Here is an 18,010-nt window from a genome sequence, read left to right as displayed (position 1 = left end):
CCCCGCTGGCCGAGCGTCCGGGCAAGCCGGCGCGCAAGCCAATTGCCAAGCGCCGCCCGCAGGCGGCCGGTGACGGCATGCGTCCGGGCTTCAAGCGCTAAGCGATAGCGGCAATGAAAAAGGGCTCCTAGGAGCCCTTTTTTATTGCCTGCGATTGGGGGAGCTTTCGTAGGAGCGAGCTTGCTCGCGAACCCGCTTGGTGCCGGAGCCGTCGGGAAACTCGTTCGCGAGCAAGCTCGCTCCTACAGGGGAGGTTCCGCTGAATCAGCTGGCGCAGGCCAGCCGATTGCGCCCGTCGCGCTTGGCTTCGTAGAGAGCCGCATCCGCCCGGCGCAGCAGGTCGTCCACCGATTCGCCGCCATTGAGCGTCGCGCAGCCCAGGCTGATGGACAGCGGCAAGCGCTTGCCGTTGGCGGCCAGGTCCAGCTCCTCCACGGCAGCGCGAAGCCGTTCGCCCACCTGCACGGCGGCGACGCCGGGGGTGTTGGAGAGCAGCACGAGGAATTCCTCGCCGCCGAAGCGGAACACCATGTCGACGTTGCGCAGGCTGTTCTTCAGTGCCGTCGCCACGGCGCGCAGGGCATCGTCGCCGACGCTGTGTCCATGCTCGTCGTTGATCTGCTTGAAGTGGTCCAGGTCGAGCATGAGGATCGACAGCGGCAGCAGGTGGCGGCGCGCCACCTCGACCTCGCGGCTCAGGGTCTGGTCCATGGCGATGCGGTTGCCGGTGCCGGTCAGCGCATCGCGCAGCGCCGACTGCACGGCGGCGCGATAGAGCAGGGCGTTGCGCAGCGGGTAGAGCAGGCAGGCCATCAGCGACTCCAGCTGCGCCAGCTCGGCCTCGGAGAAGCGCTGGGCGCGGCGGAAGCTGATCTCGCCGAGGTACTCGCTGGCATGGGTCAGGCGATAGTCGGCGCAGTGCTTGGCCGCTTCGCCGAACTCCAGGCGCAGGTCGGCGCCGGCATGGTAATAGGCCAGGTACTCCACCGGCAGCATCTGCTGGATCTCGCGGAAGAACACCGCCAGGATGCGGTCCGCTTCCAGGCTCACCTGCAATTGCAGGTTCAGCTGCTGGCGCAGCTCCAGCAGGTCCAGCGGACGCCGCGAAGGGGTGCGGGTGTCCTGGCTGGCGGCGCGCTGGAGCTTGGCAGCATCGAAATCGATGGTATTGGACTGCTTGGGAGGAACCATGGCGGTGACCATTTTTACGGCGTTTGCAGGGATAGAGCGATTTCCGTGCCAGGGCGCGGAAAGGCCCGAAAAGACGCCGTATTGACCGACCGATGGTGGTCGGGGTTCCCCAAGGCGAAAGGATTCGCCAGAAGTCTGGCGAAATAGTGGCACTTTGCCGGATGGCTGGGGGGGCGGAGCCGGAAAATTGGCGGGAGGCGGCGTCGTTGCTGGGCTGCAGGCCGACGCCGCTGGCACGTCAGTGCCGGGTCTTCGGGGGGATATCAGTCCTGGGCGTTGAAGGCCTGGCCGTTCACGCCCTGGCTGTCCGGGCCCATGAGGTACAGGTAGACCGGCATGATTTCTTCGGGTGCCGGGTTGTTGTAGGCGTTCTCGCCCGGATAGGCGTGGGCGCGCATGGCGGTGCGGGTGGCGCCGGGGTTGACGCTGTTGGCGCGCACGCGGGTGATGTCCTCGCACTCGTCCGCCAGCACCTGCATCAGGCCTTCGGTGGCGAACTTCGACACCGCGTAGGCGCCCCAGTAGGCGCGGCCCTTGCGGCCGACGCTGCTGGAGGTGAAGACCACCGAGGCATCTTCGGAGAGCTTGAGCAGCGGCAGCAGGGTGTGGGTGAGGCTGAACATGGCGTTGACGTTCACCTGCATGACGCGGGTGAAGTTGTCGGTGGAAATCTGCTCGATGGGCGAACGCAGGCCGAGGATCGAAGCGTTGTGCAGCAGGCCGTCGAGCTTGCCGAACTCCTTCTCGATCATGGCCGCCAGCTCGTCGTACTGGTGCGGCAGGGTGGTTTCCAGGTTCAGCGGAATCACCACCGGTTCCGGATGGCCGGCGGCGACGATCAGGTCATAGACCTCGTTGAGGTAGTCCTCGGTCTTGCCCAGCAGCAGCACGGTGGCGCCGTGGGCAGCGAAGGCCAGCGAGGCGGCCCGGCCGATACCGCGGCCGGCGCCGGTCACCAGGATCACGCGGCCCTTGAGCAGGTCGGGGCGAGCGGAATAGTCGAACATGGGGGCTCCTTCGGAGAGCGGCAAGCTCCAAGCTGCAAGCTGCAAGCGGCAAAGTGCGGCTTTGGGCTTGAGGCTTGCAGCTTATGGCTTGGGGCTGCTGCGTCAGCAGCTACAGAGGGCGCGGTCGAGGACGGCGAGCAGGTCGCGGGGAGCGTCGACGATGACATCGGCGCCCCAGTGCGCGGGGTTGTCGTCCGGGTGGATGTAGCCGTAGCGCACGGCTGCGGTCTTGGTCCCGGCGGCGCGGCCCGACTCGATGTCGCGCAGGTCGTCGCCGATGAACAGCACTTCGGACGGGTCGACCTTCAGCTGGCTGCAGGCCAGCAGGAGCATTTCCGGGTCCGGCTTGCTGTTCTTCACATGGTCCGGGCAGACCAGCACGGCGGAACGTTCGGCCAGGCCCAGTTGCTCCATGATCGGCGCGGCGAAGCGCACCGGCTTGTTGGTCACCACGCCCCAGATCAGGCGCGACTGCTCGATGCTCTCCAGCAGTTCGGCCATGCCGTCGTACGGGCGGGTGAAGACGGCGCAATGCTCCTGGTAGCGGTCGAGGAACTCCTGGCGCAGGGCCTCGAAGCCGGGCGCTTCCGGGTCCATGTCGAAGGCCGCGGCGACCATGGCGCGGGCGCCACCGGAGACCACGTCCTGGATGCGCTGGTCGTCGACCGGCGCACGGCCATGGGCCTCGAGCATCGCCTGGCACACGGCGATGAAGTCCGGCGCGGTGTCCAGCAGCGTGCCGTCCATGTCGAAGAGAACCGCTCTGAGCATGCGCCTCACTCCTCGCGCAGGGTCTGGATCATGTAGTTGACGTCGACGTCGTCGGCCAGCTTGTAGTGCTTGGTCAGCGGGTTGTAGGTCAGGCCGATGATGTCCTTGACCGCAAGGCCGGCGTCGCGCGACCAGGCGCCCAGCTCGGAGGGGCGGATGAACTTCTTGAAGTCGTGGGTGCCGCGCGGCAGCAGGCGCATCACGTATTCCGCCCCGACGATGGCGAACAGGTAGGCCTTCGGGTTGCGGTTGATGGTGGAGAAGAACACCTGGCCGCCGGGCTTGACCATCCTGTGGCAGGCGCGGATGACCGATGCCGGGTCCGGCACGTGTTCGAGCATCTCCAGGCAGGTCACCACGTCGAACTGCTCGGGCATCTCTTCGGCCAGCTCTTCGGCGGTGATGCGGCGGTATTCCACCGGCACGCCGGATTCCAGCTGGTGCAGCTGGGCGACCGCCAGGGGCGCTTCGCCCATGTCGATACCGGTGACGGTGGCGCCGCGCTGGGCCATGGCTTCGCTGAGGATGCCGCCGCCGCAGCCGACGTCGAGCACCTTCTTGCCGGCGAGGCTGACGCGCTCGTCGATCCAGTTGACCCGCAGCGGGTTGATGTCGTGCAGGGGCTTGAACTCGCTTTCGCGGTCCCACCAGCGGTGGGCGAGGGCCTCGAATTTGGCGATCTCGGCGTGGTCGACGTTGCTCATGGTGTCCCTATTGATCGAAAAGCTGGAAACGAAGGCTGACTATGATGCCAGCTTCGGGGAATGGATGGGGCGCGGCATGACGGATTGTCGCAGGGGTGGTTCGTCAATTGGAGGCTCGGGGCCTTTGGTCGGTCGTGAGTTTGATGCGACTGTCCTTAGCTTGGGGCACTGGCGCTGGGCGTTTCCCTCTCCCCAGCCCTCTCCCTGAAGGGAGAGGGAGTTTCCCGAGCGGCTTGAGGGGCTGGTGCTCCCGATCACCCAGGCATCAAGTGCCCTCCGGGCTTTCCTATCGCTCCGATCCAGTCCCCTCTCCCTTCAGGGAGAGGGCTAGGGAGAGGGCGCTTTCAGGCTCGGCAGGCTATCAGGCCCCGGCAATCTTTCTGCCCCATTCGCCCGCCACCGCAATCAGTCGCTCCTCATCCAGCCGAGTGAGCCTGCCGTCCTCCAGCAACTGTTTGCCGCCGACCCAGACGTGGCGCACGCAGTCGCGGCCGCTGGCGTAGATCAGTTGGGAAACCGGCTCGTACACCGGCTGCTGCGCCAGTCCGGAAAGGTCGAAGGCGGTCAGGTCGGCCGACTTGCCCAGCTCCAGGCTGCCGGTTTCCTGTTCCATGCCCAGCGCGCGGGCGCCGTTCAGGGTGGCCATGCGCAGGGCGCGGTGGGCGTCCAGCGCGGTGGCCTGGCCGGCCACGGCCTTGGCCAGCAGGGCGGCGGTGCGGGTCTCGCCTAGCAGGTCTAGATCATTGTTACTGGCCGCGCCGTCGGTGCCGATGGCGACGTTGACGCCCGCCTGCCACAACCGCTCCACCGGGCAGAAGCCGCTGGCCAGCTTGAGGTTGGATTCCGGGCAGTGCACCACCGAACTGTTGGTTTCCACCAGCATGGCCAGGTCCTCGTCATTCACCTGGGTCATGTGCACGGCCTGGAAGCGCGGGCCGAGCAGGCCGAGACGATGCAGGCGGGCCAGTGGACGTTCGCCATCCTTCTCCAGCGCCTGCTGGACTTCGAAGGCGGTCTCATGGACGTGCATATGGATGCCGGCGTCCAGTTCCTCGGCGAGCATCAGGATCTTTTCCAGCTTGTCGTTGCTGACCGTGTAGGGCGCGTGCGGGCCGAAGGCGACCTTGATGCGCGGGTGGTGCTTGAGATCGTCGCGCAGCGCCAGGCCCTGGCGGATCGCGTCGTCGGCATCGCGGGCGCCGGGCACCGGGAAGTCCAGCACCGGTACGGCGATCTGCGCGCGTACGCCGGCCTTGTGCACAGCTTCGCAGGTGATCTGCGGATAAAAGTACTTGTCGGCGAAGCAGGTGATGCCGCCCTTGATCTGCTCGGCGATGGCCAATTCGCTGCCGTCGCGGACGAACGCCTCGTCCACCCATTTGGCCTCGGCTGGCCAGATGTGCTCCTGCAGCCAGGTCATGAGCGCGAGATCGTCCGCCATGCCGCGGAACAGGCTCATCGCGGCGTGGCCGTGGGCGTTGATCAGGCCGGGGGAGAGCAGCATGCCCGGCAGCTCGCGGGTTTCCGTGGCCGGGTGGCGCAGCGCTTCGGCGCGCGGGGCGAGCAGGGCGATGCGCCCGTCACGGATGCCCAGGCCATGATCGCGAAGGACGACGCCGGCGGGCTCCACGGGGACGATCCAGGTGGGGAAGAGCAGCAGGTCGAGCGGGACTTTTTCGGTCGGCATGAAGCGCATCCTGGGCGCGTGGATAAAGGCGCCGAGTATAGCCGAGCGCCAGGGCTTCAGGCTCGGTATACTCCGCCGTTTCCCGGAGTTTCCGGGCGATTTCCGTGGCGCCGGAGCGGCCCGCGATTCCATTGAAATGAAGAGGTGTTCCATGCGTGAGCGACTGTTGGCGGCCGAACGGGTCACGGCCATTGATTGGCGCAAGGGCACACTCCGTCTGCTGGACCAGCGCCTGCTGCCGCTGGAGGAAACCTGGCTGTCCTATGAAACCGCCGCTGGCGTAGCCGACGCCATCCGCCAGATGGTCGTGCGCGGCGCGCCGGCCATCGGCATCGCCGCCGCCTATGGCCTGGTACTGGGCCTGCGCGCCCGCGTGGCTGCCGGTGGCGACTGGCGCGCGGCGCTGGAGGAAGATTTCACCGTGCTGGCCGAGTCGCGTCCGACTGCGGTCAACCTGTTCTGGGCGCTGAACCGCATGCGCGATCGCCTGGAACGCCTGAAGCCGGGCGAAGATCCGCTGCCGCTGCTGGAGGCCGAGGCCGTGGCGATCCACGAAAGCGACCGCGAGGCGAACCTGACCATGGCCCAGCTGGGCGTGGACCTGATCCGCAAGCACCACGGCGGCCCGCAGAAGATCCTCACCCACTGCAACACCGGCGCCCTGGCCACCGGCGGCTTCGGCACCGCGCTGGGCGTGCTGCGCGCGGCGCACCTGGAAGGGCTGGTCGAGCGGGTCTACGCCGACGAGACCCGTCCCTGGCTGCAGGGTGCGCGCCTGACCGCCTGGGAGCTGGCCAACGAAGGCGTGCCGGTCACCCTGAACGTGGACGCCGCGGCCGCGCACCTGATGAAGACCGAAAGCATCACCTGGGTGATAGTCGGCGCCGACCGCATTACCGCCAACGGCGATGTCGCCAACAAGATCGGCACCTATCAGCTGGCGGTCACCGCCATGCACCACGGGGTGCGCTTCATGGTGGTGGCGCCCAGTTCGACCATCGACATGGGCCTGGAAAGCGGCGAGGACATCCCGATCGAGGAGCGTGACGGTCGCGAACTCCTGGAAATCGGCGGCAAACGTGTCGCGGCCGACGTGGATGCCTTCAATCCGGTATTCGATGTGACTCCGGCCGACCTGATCGACGCCATCGTGACCGAGCGCGGTGTCGTCGAGCGTCCGGACGCCGAGCGGATGGCCCAGCTGATGAGCCGCAAGCGCCTGCACTGACGGGGCCTGCAGCAATTCATCGCGGGGCTTGGGCGAGGGTAGGGTTTGACCCTGGCTTGTGGTAAGCTCCGACGGTTCTTGATGGGGCATTTTTCCGCCCCCCACAGCATCGCGGATCAGCGGCCAAGTCGTTGATTTGTAGAGAGTCGGTGGCGCTTTGATGGCGCACCGCGCTCCGCCGGGCTCAGGATGGGCGTGGCGGAGTCCCATTTGAAAAAGGAACCAGGCTTCTCATGGGCGAACTGGCCAAAGAAATCCTCCCGGTCAACATCGAAGACGAACTCCGACAGTCCTACCTCGATTACGCCATGAGCGTGATCGTCGGTCGTGCCCTGCCCGATGCCCGCGACGGCTTGAAGCCCGTGCATCGCCGCGTCCTGTACGCCATGAGCGAACTGGGCAACGACTGGAACAAGCCCTACAAGAAGTCCGCCCGTGTGGTCGGCGACGTGATCGGTAAGTACCACCCGCACGGCGACACCGCGGTGTACGACACCATCGTCCGCATGGCCCAGCCCTTCTCGCTGCGCTACATGCTGGTCGACGGCCAGGGCAACTTCGGTTCGGTGGACGGCGACAACGCCGCGGCCATGCGATACACCGAAGTGCGCATGGCCAAGCTCGCCCATGAGCTGCTGGCGGACCTGGACAAGGAAACCGTCGACTGGGTGCCCAACTACGACGGCACCGAGCAGATCCCGGCGGTCATGCCGACCAAGATCCCGAACCTGCTGGTCAACGGTTCCAGCGGTATTGCCGTGGGCATGGCGACCAACATCCCGCCGCACAACCTCACCGAGGTGATCGACGGCTGCCTGGCGCTGATGGACAACCCCGAGCTGTCCATCGACGACCTGATGCAGTACATCCCCGGCCCGGACTTCCCGACCGCGGGCATCATCAACGGCCGTGCGGGCATCATCGAGGCCTATCGCACCGGTCGTGGCCGCGTCTATATCCGTGCCCGCGCCACCATCGAGGACATGGAGAAGGGCGGCAACCGCCAGCAGATCATCATCACCGAGCTGCCCTACCAGCTGAACAAGGCCCGCCTGATCGAGAAGATCGCCGAGCTGGTGAAAGAGAAGAAGATCGAAGGCATCACCGAGCTGCGCGACGAGTCCGACAAGGACGGCATGCGCGTGGTCATCGAGCTGCGCCGCGGCGAAGTGGGCGAGGTGGTGCTGAACAACCTCTACGCCCAGACCCAGCTGCAGAGCGTCTTCGGCATCAACGTGGTGGCCCTGGTCGACGGCCAGCCGCGCACGATGAACCTCAAGGAAATGCTCGAGGTGTTCATCCGTCACCGCCGTGAAGTGGTGACCCGCCGGACCGTCTACGAGCTGCGCAAGGCCCGCGAGCGCGGCCACATCCTCGAAGGCCAGGCCGTCGCCCTGTCGAACATCGACCCGGTGATCGAGCTGATCAAGACTTCGCCGACCCCGGCCGAAGCCAAGGAACGCCTGATCGCCACCGGCTGGGAATCCAGCGCCGTGGAAGCCATGGTCGAGCGCGCCGGCGCCGATGCCTGCCGTCCGGAAGACCTGGACCCGCAGTACGGCCTGCGTGACGGCAAGTACTTCCTGTCGCCGGAGCAGGCCCAGGCCATCCTGGAACTGCGCCTGCACCGCCTGACCGGCCTGGAGCACGAGAAGCTCCTCTCCGAGTACCAGGAAATCCTCACCCTGATCGGCGAGCTGATCCGTATCCTGACCAGCCCCGAGCGCCTGATGGAAGTCATCCGCGAAGAGCTGGAGAAGGTCAAGGCCGAGTTCGGCGATGCCCGCCGCACCGAGATCGTCGCGTCGCAGATGGACCTGACCATCGCCGACCTGATCACCGAAGAAGAGCGCGTGGTGACCATCTCCCACGGCGGCTACGCCAAGTCCCAGCCGCTGGCCGCCTACGAGGCGCAGCGTCGCGGCGGCAAGGGCAAGTCCGCCAGCGGCGTGAAGGACGAGGACTACATCGAACACCTGCTGGTCGCCAACAGCCACGCCACCCTGCTGCTGTTTTCCAGCAAGGGCAAGGTCTACTGGCTGCGCACCTTCGAAATCCCGGAAGCCTCGCGTACCGCCCGCGGCCGTCCGCTGGTGAACCTGCTGCCGCTGGACGAAGGCGAGCGCATCACCGCGATGCTGCAGATCGACCTGGAAGCCGTGCGCGCCCAGTTCGCCGGTGACGACGGCGATGACGACGACGTGGTCGCCGAGCAGGTCGCCGAAGTGGTGGAAGCCGAAGAGGGCGAGGAAGGCGACGACGCCGACTTCAGCCAGGACGAGCCGACCGGCGCGTACATCTTCATGGCTACCATGAAAGGCACCGTGAAGAAGACCCCGCTGATCCAGTTCACCAAGCCGCGCTCCAACGGCCTGATCGCCCTGAAGCTGGAAGAGGGCGACTCGCTGATCGCCGCCGCCATCACCGACGGCTCGAAGGACGTGATGATGTTCTCCAACGCCGGCAAGGTGATCCGCTTCAAGGAAAGCAAGGTGCGCATCATGGGCCGTAACGCCCGCGGTGTGCGCGGCATGCGCCTGGCCGAAGACCAGCGCATCATCTCCATGCTGATCCCCGAGTGCCGCGAGGCGCAGATCCTCACCGCTTCCGAGCGCGGTTACGGCAAGCGCACCCCGCTGGCAGACTACCCGCGCCGCGGTCGCGGTGGCCAGGGCGTGATCGCCATGGTGATCAACGAGCGTAACGGCAACCTGGTGGGCGCCGTGCAGGTGCTGGACGGCGAGGAAATCATGCTGATTTCCGACCAGGGCACCCTGGTGCGTACCCGTGTCGACGAAGTCCGCGGCGCCGGCCGTAACACCCAGGGCGTGATCCTCATCAAGCTGGCCGCCGACGAGACCGTCGTGGGCCTGGAGCGGGTGCAGGAGCCGACCGTGGTGGAAGGCGAAGACGACGTGATCGACGGCGAGATCGTCGAGGGCGAAGTGTCGGACGAGAACCCAGAAGCAGGCGAAGCTGCGGCTGAAGAAGCCCCGCAGGCCAGCGAAGACTGATAGCGAGAGTGGATGTGAGCAAGCGAGCCTTTAACTTCTGCGCCGGTCCCGCGGCGCTTCCCACCGAGGTGCTGGAGCGCGCCCGCGCCGAGCTGCTGGATTGGCAGGGCAAGGGCCTGTCGGTCATGGAGATGAGCCACCGTAGCGACGACTACGTGGCCATCGCCGAGAAGGCCGAGCAGGACCTGCGCGACCTGATGGGCGTGCCGTCGAACTACAAGGTGCTGTTCCTGCAGGGCGGCGCCAGCCAGCAGTTCGCCGAGATCCCGCTGAACCTGCTGCCCGAAGACGGCGTGGCGGACTACGTGGAAACCGGCATCTGGTCGAAGAAGGCCATCGAGGAAGCTCGTCGTTACGGCAACGTCAACGTGGTTGCCAGCGCATCCAAGTACGACTACTTCGCCATCCCCGGCCAGAACGAGTGGAACCTGTCCAAGGACGCCGCCTACCTGCACTACGCGTCCAACGAGACCATCGGCGGCCTGGAATTCGACTGGATTCCGCAGGTCGGCGACGTCCCGCTGGTGGTGGACATGTCCTCGGACATCCTCTCCCGCCCGACCGACGTGTCGAAGTTCGGCCTGATCTACGCCGGCGCGCAGAAGAACATCGGGCCAAGCGGCCTGGTCGTCGTCATCGTCCGCGAAGACCTGCTGGGCCGCGCCCGCAGCATCTGCCCGACCATGCTCAACTACAAGGTCGCCGCCGATAACGGCTCCATGTACAACACCCCGGCTACCTACTCCTGGTACCTCTCCGGCCTGGTCTTCGAGTGGCTGAAGGAGCAGGGCGGCGTCGACGCCATGGAGCAGCGCAACCGCGCCAAGAAGGACATGCTGTACGGCTTCATCGACAGCAGCGACTTCTACACCAACCCGATCCAGCCCAGCGCCCGTTCCTGGATGAACGTGCCGTTCCGCCTGGCCGACGAGAAGCTCGACAAGGCCTTCCTCGAAGGCGCCGACGCGCGCGGCCTGCTCAACCTGAAGGGCCACCGTTCGGTGGGCGGCATGCGTGCCTCCATCTATAACGCCCTGGGCCTGGACGCCATCGAAGCCCTGGTTGGCTACATGGCCGAGTTCGAGAAGGAGCACGGCTGATGAGCGACGCTGACCAGCTCAAGGCTTTGCGCGTACGCATCGACAGCCTCGACGAGAAGATCCTCGAGCTGATCAGCGAACGCGCCCGCTGCGCCACCGACGTGGCACGCGTGAAGATGGCCGCCCTGCCCGAAGGCGAGAAGCCGGTGTTCTACCGGCCCGAGCGCGAGGCGTGGGTGCTCAAGCACATCATGGAGCTGAACAAGGGCCCGCTGGACAACGAGGAAGTCGCTCGACTGTTCCGCGAGATCATGTCCTCCTGCCTCGCCCTGGAGCAGCCGCTGAAAGTGGCCTACCTCGGTCCGGAAGGCACTTTCACCCAGGCTGCGGCGCTCAAGCACTTCGGCCACGCGGTGATCAGCACGCCGATGGCCGCCATCGACGAAGTCTTCCGCGAAGTCGCCGCCGGTGCGGTGAATTTCGGCGTGGTGCCGGTGGAAAACTCCACCGAGGGCGCGGTGAACCACACCCTCGACAGTTTCCTCGAGCACGACATGGTGATCTGCGGCGAGGTCGAGCTGCGCATCCACCACCACCTGCTGGTGGGCGAGAACACCAAGACCAGCAACATCACCCGCATCTATTCCCACGCCCAATCGCTGGCCCAGTGCCGCAAGTGGCTGGACGCGCACTACCCGAACGTCGAGCGCGTGGCGGTCTCCAGCAACGCCGACGCCGCCAAGCGGGTGAAGAGCGAGTGGAACAGCGCCGCCATCGCCGGCGACATGGCCGCCAGCCTGTATGGCCTGGACAAGCTGCACGAGAAGATCGAGGACCGCCCGGACAACTCCACGCGCTTCCTCATGATCGGCAACCAGGAAGTGCCGCCCACCGGCGACGACAAGACCTCCATCATTGTCTCCATGCGCAACAAGCCGGGCGCGCTGCACGAGCTGCTGGTGCCGTTCCACAACAACGGCATCGACCTGACCCGCATCGAGACCCGCCCGTCGCGCAGCGGCAAGTGGACCTACGTGTTCTTCATCGACTTCGTCGGTCACCACAAGGACCCGCTGATCAAGGACGTGCTGGAAAAGATCAACAGCGAAGCCGTTGCCCTGAAGGTGCTGGGCTCGTATCCGAAAGCGGTTCTCTGAACCGCAGCCGCAAGCGCCAAGCCTCAAGCTGCAAGTAGCACGGCATTGAGCTTTTAGCTTGCGGCTTACCGCTTGAGGCTTGTAGCTATATGTCTTGTGATTTCCTTGCCCTGGCCCAGCCGGGCGTGCAGAAGCTTTCCCCCTACGTGCCGGGCAAGCCGGTCGATGAACTGGCCCGCGAGCTGAAGCTCGATCCCGCCGGCATCGTCAAGCTCGCCAGCAACGAGAACCCGCTGGGCCCGAGTCCGAAGGTCCTCGAAGCGATTCGCGCCGAGCTGGCCGAACTGACCCGCTACCCCGATGGCAATGGCTTCGAGCTGAAGAGCCGCCTGGCTGCCCGTTGCGGCGTCGATACCGCGCAGGTCACCCTCGGCAACGGCTCCAACGACATCCTCGACCTGGTGGCCCGCGCTTACCTCGCGCCCGGCCTGAATGCGGTGTTCAGCCAGTTCGCCTTCGCCGTCTACCCGATCTCCACCCAGGCCGTCGGCGCCCAGGGCAAGGTCGTGCCGGCGAAAGACTGGGGCCATGACCTCGAAGCCATGCTGGCAGCTATCGACGCCAGCACCCGCGTGGTCTTCATCGCCAACCCGAACAACCCCACCGGCACCTGGTTCGGCCCGGACGCGCTGGAGCGCTTCCTCTCGCAGGTTCCGGAGAACGTCCTGGTGGTGCTCGACGAGGCCTATATCGAGTACGCCGAGGGCGAAGAACTGCCGGACGGCCTGAAGTACCTGGCCCGCTATCCGAACCTGCTGGTCTCGCGCACCTTCTCCAAGGCTTATGGCCTGGCGTCGCTGCGCGTCGGCTACGCGATCTCCTCGGCGCAGGTCGCCGATGTGCTCAACCGCGTGCGCCAGCCGTTCAACGTCAACAGTCTGGCCCTGGCCGCCGCCTGCGCCGCGCTGGATGACGCGCAGTACCTGGCCGAAGGCAAGCGCATCAACGACGAGGGCATGGCCCAGCTGGAGAGCGGCCTGCGCGCTCTGGACCTGCAATGGATTCCCTCCAAGGGCAACTTCATCGCCGTGGACCTCAAGCGCGATGCCGGCCCGGTCTACCAGGCCCTGCTCGCCGAAGGCGTGATCGTCCGCCCGGTAAGCGGCTACGGCATGCCACAGCACCTGCGCATCTCCATCGGCCTGCCGGCCGAGAACGCCCGCTTCCTCGAAGCGCTGGCCAAGGTGCTCGCCCGTGCCTGATGTCCAGCCGCACAAGCTGCGTCGCCTGGTGGTAGTGGGGCTCGGCCTGATCGGCGGCTCCTTCGCCAAGGGTATCCGCGAGAAGGGCCTGTTCGAGGAAGTGGTCGGCATCGACCGCGACCCGCAGACCCGCCGCCTCGCAGTGGAGCTGGGCGTGGTCGACCGCTGTGAGGAAAGCCTCGCAGCCGGTTGCCGTGACGCCGACGTGATCCAGCTCGCCGTGCCGATCCTGGCCATGGAGAAGGTCCTCGGCGAACTCGCCACCCTCGACATCGGCAACGCCATCCTCACCGACGTGGGCAGCGCCAAGGGCAACGTGGTGCGCGCCGCGAAAGCGGTATTCGGCGGCATGCCGGCGCGCTTCGTGCCCGGTCATCCCATCGCCGGCTCCGAGCAGAGCGGGGTGGAAGCGGCCAATGCGAAACTGTTCCGCCGTCATAAAGTCATCCTCACGCCGCTGAATAATGCCGACGCGGACGCCATCCAGTGCGTCGAGAGCCTCTGGCGCGAGCTGGGCGCGGATGTCGAGCAGATGGCCGTCGAACACCACGACGAAGTCCTCGCCGCCACCAGCCATCTGCCGCACCTGCTGGCCTTCACGCTGGTCGACTCGCTGGCCAAACGCAGCGAAAATCTGGAAATCTTCCGCTATGCCGCTGGTGGCTTCCGTGATTTCACGCGGATCGCCGGCAGCGACCCGGTGATGTGGCACGACATCTTCCTCGCCAACCGCGAGGCGGTACTGCGCATCCTCGACGTATTCCGTGACGACCTCGACGATCTGCGCGAGGCCGTCGATAAAGGGGACGGGCAACAACTGATGGGCGTCTTCACCCGCGCCCGGGTTGCCCGCGAGCATTTCAGCAAAATCCTGGCCCGCCGGGCCTATGTGGACGCCATGCACAACAATGACCTGATTTTCCTGGCCCAGCCGGGTGGCCGCCTCTCCGGACGTGTTCGCGTACCGGGCGACAAGTCCATTTCCCACCGCTCGATCATGCTCGGCTCGCTGGCCGAAGGCACGACCGAGGTGCAGGGCTTCCTCGAAGGTGAAGACGCCCTCGCCACCATCCAGGCGTTCCGCGACATGGGCGTGGTCATCGAAGGCCCGCACCACGGTCGCGTGACCGTTCACGGCGTCGGCCTGCACGGCCTGAAGACTCCGCCCGGCCCGATCTACCTGGGTAACTCCGGCACCTCCATGCGCCTGCTCAGCGGCCTGCTCGCCGCCCAGCCGTTCGACACCACCCTGACCGGCGATGCCTCGCTGTCCAAGCGGCCGATGAACCGCGTCGCCAAACCGCTGCGCGAAATGGGCGCAGTGATCGAGACCGGTCCCGAAGGTCGCCCGCCGCTGACCATCCGTGGTGGCCAGAAGCTGACCGGCATGCATTACGACATGCCCATGGCCAGCGCCCAGGTGAAGTCCTGCCTGCTGCTCGCCGGCCTGTACGCCGCGGGTGAAACCTCCACCACCGAGCCGGCTCCGACCCGTGACCATACCGAGCGCATGCTGCGCGGCTTCGGCTACCCGGTAGACGTCGAAGGCGCCACCGCCCGCGTCGAGTCCGGCCACAAGCTCACCGCCACCTCCATCGAAGTCCCTGCCGACATCTCCTCGGCGGCATTCTTCCTGGTCGCCGCGAGCATCGCCGAAGGTTCCGACCTTACCCTGGAGCACGTCGGCATCAACCCGACGCGTACCGGCGTCATCGATATCCTCAAGCTGATGGGCGCCGACATCACCCTGGAAAACCAGCGTGAAGTAGGCGGCGAGCCGGTTGCCGACATCCGCGTTCGCTCGGCCCAGCTGAAAGGCATCGACATCCCCGAAGACCTCGTGCCGCTGGCCATCGACGAATTCCCGGTCCTCTTCGTCGCTGCCGCCAACGCGCAAGGCCGCACCGTCCTGCGCGGCGCGGAAGAGCTGCGGGTGAAGGAGTCCGACCGCATCCAGGTCATGGCCGATGGCCTGCTGGCCCTGGGCGTGAAGTGCGAGCCGACCCCGGACGGCATCATCATCGACGGCGGCAGCTACGGCGGCGGCGAAGTCTGGAGCCACGGCGACCACCGTATCGCCATGTCCTTCAGCGTGGCCTCCCTGCGTGCCGGCGCGCCGATCCGTATCCACGACTGCGCCAACGTCGCGACTTCCTTCCCGAACTTCCTCGGGCTGGCATCCGGCGCGGGCATCCGTGTCGCCGAGGAGAAGAACTGATGAACGGCGAATGGCCGGTCCTCGCCATCGACGGCCCCAGCGGCTCGGGCAAGGGCACCGTCGCCGGCCTGCTGGCCAAGCGCCTGGGCTGGAACCTGCTGGATTCCGGTGCGCTGTACCGCCTGCTGGCGTTCGCCGCCGGTAACCACGGCATCGACCTGACCAACGAGGAAGCCCTCAAGGTCCTGGCCGCACACCTGGACGTGCAGTTCACCCACGCCAAGGGCGGGCAGGGCCAGCACATCATCCTCGAAGGCGAAGACGTCACCGACACCATCCGCACCGAGCAGGTCGGCGCCGGCGCCTCGCAAGTCGCCGCGCTGCCGGCAGTCCGCGATGCGCTGCTGCAACGCCAGCGCGCCTTCCTCGAAGCGCCTGGCCTGGTGGCCGACGGTCGGGACATGGGCACCGTGGTCTTCCCCAGCGCCCCGCTGAAGATCTTCCTCACCGCTTCGGCCGAGGAGCGCGCCCGTCGCCGCTACCTGCAGCTCAAGGGCAAGGGCATCGACAGTGACCAGGCAAAGCTGGCCGAGGAAATCAGCGCCCGCGACGAGCGCGACAGCCAGCGTGCCGTCGCTCCGCTCAAACCCGCCGAGGGCGCCATCCTGGTGGACTCCACCTCGATGAGCATCGACGAAGTGGTGGACAGTATCCTCGCCGAGGTTTCGCGCCTGGGCCTGGCTGACTGACACAGCAGTGATCCAGTGAAAATCCCCGGTCATGCCGGGGATTTTTCTTCTGGCGGGGTGCGCTTGCGCGAGATGGATCTGACAGGCGGTGCGCCCGTCTTCCGAAGCTGGACGAAAATGAAAGGAAGAGGCTGGAGTCGGGCAGGACATTGGACGCCGGGGCCGCCGATTGACGCAAAGCGCATCCATTGCTACCATTCCAGACCTTGTATCGGGAGGGTTTCGCCCATATTGAGCGAAGCGTTCCCTTAAAATCTGAATGTGGAGTGCCCGTTTCGGCGGGTGCAACAGGGGGCCGGCGGGATACCAGTCTTGATCCCGCTGGCTTCTTTTTCATCACTTGACCGTGTTCGCTGGTGGCGCGGAATCGGGCTTACAAGCCTTTGACTACAGGTATAGACATGAGCGAAAGCTTCGCAGAACTCTTTGAAGAAAGTCTGAAATCCCTCGACATGCAGCCGGGTGCGATCATCACCGGCATCGTGGTCGACATCGATGGTGACTGGGTCACCGTCCATGCCGGTCTGAAATCCGAGGGCGTCATCCCGGTCGAGCAGTTCTACAACGAACAGGGCGAGCTGACCATCAATGTGGGTGACGAAGTCCACGTTGCGCTGGACGCGGTAGAAGATGGCTTTGGTGAAACCAAGCTGTCCCGCGAAAAAGCCAAGCGTGCCGAGAGCTGGATCGTTCTGGAAGCTGCTTTCTCTGCCGACGAAGTGGTCAAAGGCGTTATCAACGGCAAGGTCAAGGGTGGCTTCACCGTCGACGTCAACGGCATCCGCGCGTTCCTGCCGGGTTCGCTGGTCGACGTGCGTCCGGTGCGTGACACCACTCACCTGGAAGGCAAAGAGCTCGAGTTCAAGGTCATCAAGCTGGACCAGAAGCGCAACAACGTTGTCGTTTCCCGTCGCAGCGTCCTGGAAGCCGAAAACAGCGCCGAGCGCGAAGCTCTGCTGGAATCGCTGCAGGAAGGCCAGCAGGTCAAAGGTATCGTCAAGAACCTCACCGACTACGGTGCGTTCGTTGACCTGGGCGGCGTCGATGGTCTGCTGCACATCACCGACATGGCCTGGAAGCGTATCAAGCATCCGTCGGAAATCGTCAACGTTGGCGACGAGATCGATGTCAAGGTTCTGAAGTTCGACCGCGAGCGCAACCGCGTATCCCTGGGCCTGAAGCAACTGGGCGAAGACCCATGGGTTGCCATCAAAGCCCGTTACCCGGAAGGCACCCGCGTTACCGCGCGCGTCACCAACCTCACCGACTACGGCTGCTTCGCCGAGCTGGAAGAGGGCGTGGAAGGCCTGGTACACGTCTCCGAAATGGACTGGACCAACAAGAACATCCACCCGTCGAAAGTCGTTCAGGTTGGCGACGAAGTGGAAGTTCAGGTTCTGGACATCGACGAAGAGCGTCGTCGTATCTCCCTGGGCATCAAGCAGTGCAAGTCCAACCCGTGGGAAGACTTCTCCGGCCGCTTCAACAAGGGCGACAAGATCTCCGGCACCATCAAGTCGATCACCGATTTCGGTATCTTCATCGGCCTGGAAGGCGGCATCGACGGTCTGGTTCACCTGTCCGACATCTCTTGGAACGAAGTTGGCGAAGAAGCCGTTCGCCGCTTCAAGAAGGGCGACGAGCTGGAAACCGTCATCCTCTCCGTTGATCCGGAGCGTGAGCGCATCTCCCTGGGCATCAAGCAGCTGGAAGACGATCCGTTCTCCAACTACGCCTCGCTCAACGAGAAAGGCACCATCGTTCGCGGTACCGTGAAGGAAGTTGACGCCAAAGGCGCTGTCATCAGCCTGGGCGGCGAAATCGAAGGCGTTCTGAAAGCCTCCGAAATCAGCCGTGACCGCGTTGAAGATGCTCGCAACGTTCTGAAAGAAGGCGAAGAAGTCGAAGCCAAGATCATCAGCATCGACCGTAAGAGCCGCGTCATCTCCCTCTCCATCAAGTCGAAAGACGTTGATGACGAGAAAGATGCGATGAAAGAACTGCGCACCAAGCAAGACGTAGAAAACACTGGTCCGACCACCATCGGTGATCTGATCCGTGCCCAGATGGAGAACCAGGGCTGATCCCTGATTCACCATCCA

The 18,010-nt window shown here is 65.3% G+C and carries 13 protein-coding genes; 8 read left to right on the top strand and 5 right to left on the bottom strand.

Annotated elements, in window-relative coordinates; translation table 11 throughout:
* Positions 1-264: 264 nt before the first annotated feature.
* The 5 genes from ACCC94_RS08040 to ACCC94_RS08020 all read right to left on the bottom strand — a co-directional run bounded on the left by ACCC94_RS08040 (position 265) and on the right by ACCC94_RS08020 (position 5,360).
* Positions 265-1,191, bottom strand: a complete 927-nt coding sequence (locus tag ACCC94_RS08040; protein WP_413348782.1) for a GGDEF domain-containing protein — start codon at positions 1,189-1,191, stop codon at positions 265-267.
* 263 nt (positions 1,192-1,454) lie between these two features.
* Positions 1,455-2,198 carry a YciK family oxidoreductase gene (locus tag ACCC94_RS08035; protein ID WP_138215154.1) on the bottom strand — a complete coding sequence of 248 codons (744 nt, stop codon included), beginning with the start codon at positions 2,196-2,198 and terminating at the stop codon, positions 1,455-1,457.
* Between the two features lie 102 nt (positions 2,199-2,300).
* Positions 2,301-2,978: an N-acetylmuramic acid 6-phosphate phosphatase MupP gene (gene mupP, locus ACCC94_RS08030; protein ID WP_413348781.1), complete on the bottom strand. Its 678-nt coding sequence runs from the start codon at positions 2,976-2,978 to the stop codon at positions 2,301-2,303.
* The gene (gene ubiG / locus ACCC94_RS08025; protein ID WP_413348780.1) at positions 2,975-3,673 is read right to left on the bottom strand and encodes a bifunctional 2-polyprenyl-6-hydroxyphenol methylase/3-demethylubiquinol 3-O-methyltransferase UbiG; all 699 of its coding nucleotides are present in this window, start codon (positions 3,671-3,673) and stop codon (positions 2,975-2,977) included. The genes mupP and ubiG overlap by 4 nt, the downstream gene beginning before the upstream one ends.
* A gap of 361 nt (positions 3,674-4,034) precedes the next feature.
* Entirely contained in the window at positions 4,035-5,360 is a 1,326-nt protein-coding gene (locus ACCC94_RS08020; protein WP_413348779.1) for a TRZ/ATZ family hydrolase, read from the bottom strand.
* Between the two features lie 151 nt (positions 5,361-5,511).
* Between ACCC94_RS08020 and mtnA the strand changes: the two genes are divergently transcribed.
* From mtnA to rpsA, 8 genes are all read left to right on the top strand, one after another.
* Positions 5,512-6,588 carry an S-methyl-5-thioribose-1-phosphate isomerase gene (gene mtnA / locus ACCC94_RS08015; protein WP_413348778.1) on the top strand — a complete coding sequence of 359 codons (1,077 nt, stop codon included), beginning with the start codon at positions 5,512-5,514 and terminating at the stop codon, positions 6,586-6,588.
* A 233-nt stretch (positions 6,589-6,821) separates the two neighbouring features.
* Entirely contained in the window at positions 6,822-9,602 is a 2,781-nt protein-coding gene (gene gyrA, locus ACCC94_RS08010; RefSeq protein ID WP_413348777.1) for a DNA gyrase subunit A, read from the top strand.
* A 14-nt stretch (positions 9,603-9,616) separates the two neighbouring features.
* A complete protein-coding gene (gene serC / locus ACCC94_RS08005) occupies positions 9,617-10,702 on the top strand; it encodes a 3-phosphoserine/phosphohydroxythreonine transaminase (protein WP_413348776.1) in 1,086 nt (361 codons plus the stop codon).
* Positions 10,702-11,799, top strand: coding sequence for a prephenate dehydratase (pheA, locus tag ACCC94_RS08000; protein WP_015478144.1), 1,098 nt, complete (start codon positions 10,702-10,704; stop codon positions 11,797-11,799). The genes serC and pheA overlap by 1 nt, the downstream gene beginning before the upstream one ends.
* Before the next feature lie 89 nt (positions 11,800-11,888).
* Positions 11,889-13,001, top strand: coding sequence for a histidinol-phosphate transaminase (gene hisC / locus ACCC94_RS07995; RefSeq protein WP_413348775.1), 1,113 nt, complete (start codon positions 11,889-11,891; stop codon positions 12,999-13,001).
* Positions 12,994-15,219 carry a bifunctional prephenate dehydrogenase/3-phosphoshikimate 1-carboxyvinyltransferase gene (locus ACCC94_RS07990; protein ID WP_413348774.1) on the top strand — a complete coding sequence of 742 codons (2,226 nt, stop codon included), beginning with the start codon at positions 12,994-12,996 and terminating at the stop codon, positions 15,217-15,219. The genes hisC and ACCC94_RS07990 overlap by 8 nt, the downstream gene beginning before the upstream one ends.
* Positions 15,219-15,908: a (d)CMP kinase gene (gene cmk / locus ACCC94_RS07985; protein ID WP_413348773.1), complete on the top strand. Its 690-nt coding sequence runs from the start codon at positions 15,219-15,221 to the stop codon at positions 15,906-15,908. The genes ACCC94_RS07990 and cmk overlap by 1 nt, the downstream gene beginning before the upstream one ends.
* A 401-nt stretch (positions 15,909-16,309) precedes the next feature.
* Positions 16,310-17,992 carry a 30S ribosomal protein S1 gene (rpsA, locus tag ACCC94_RS07980; protein WP_017517968.1) on the top strand — a complete coding sequence of 561 codons (1,683 nt, stop codon included), beginning with the start codon at positions 16,310-16,312 and terminating at the stop codon, positions 17,990-17,992.
* Positions 17,993-18,010 lie beyond the last annotated feature (18 nt).

This window comes from Pseudomonas sp. Pseusp97, from assembly GCF_047304025.1.
GTDB lineage: Bacteria > Pseudomonadota > Gammaproteobacteria > Pseudomonadales > Pseudomonadaceae > Pseudomonas.
The sequence above is the reverse complement of the archived record's forward strand: the minus strand, read 5'-3'. Positions and strand labels throughout refer to the sequence as shown.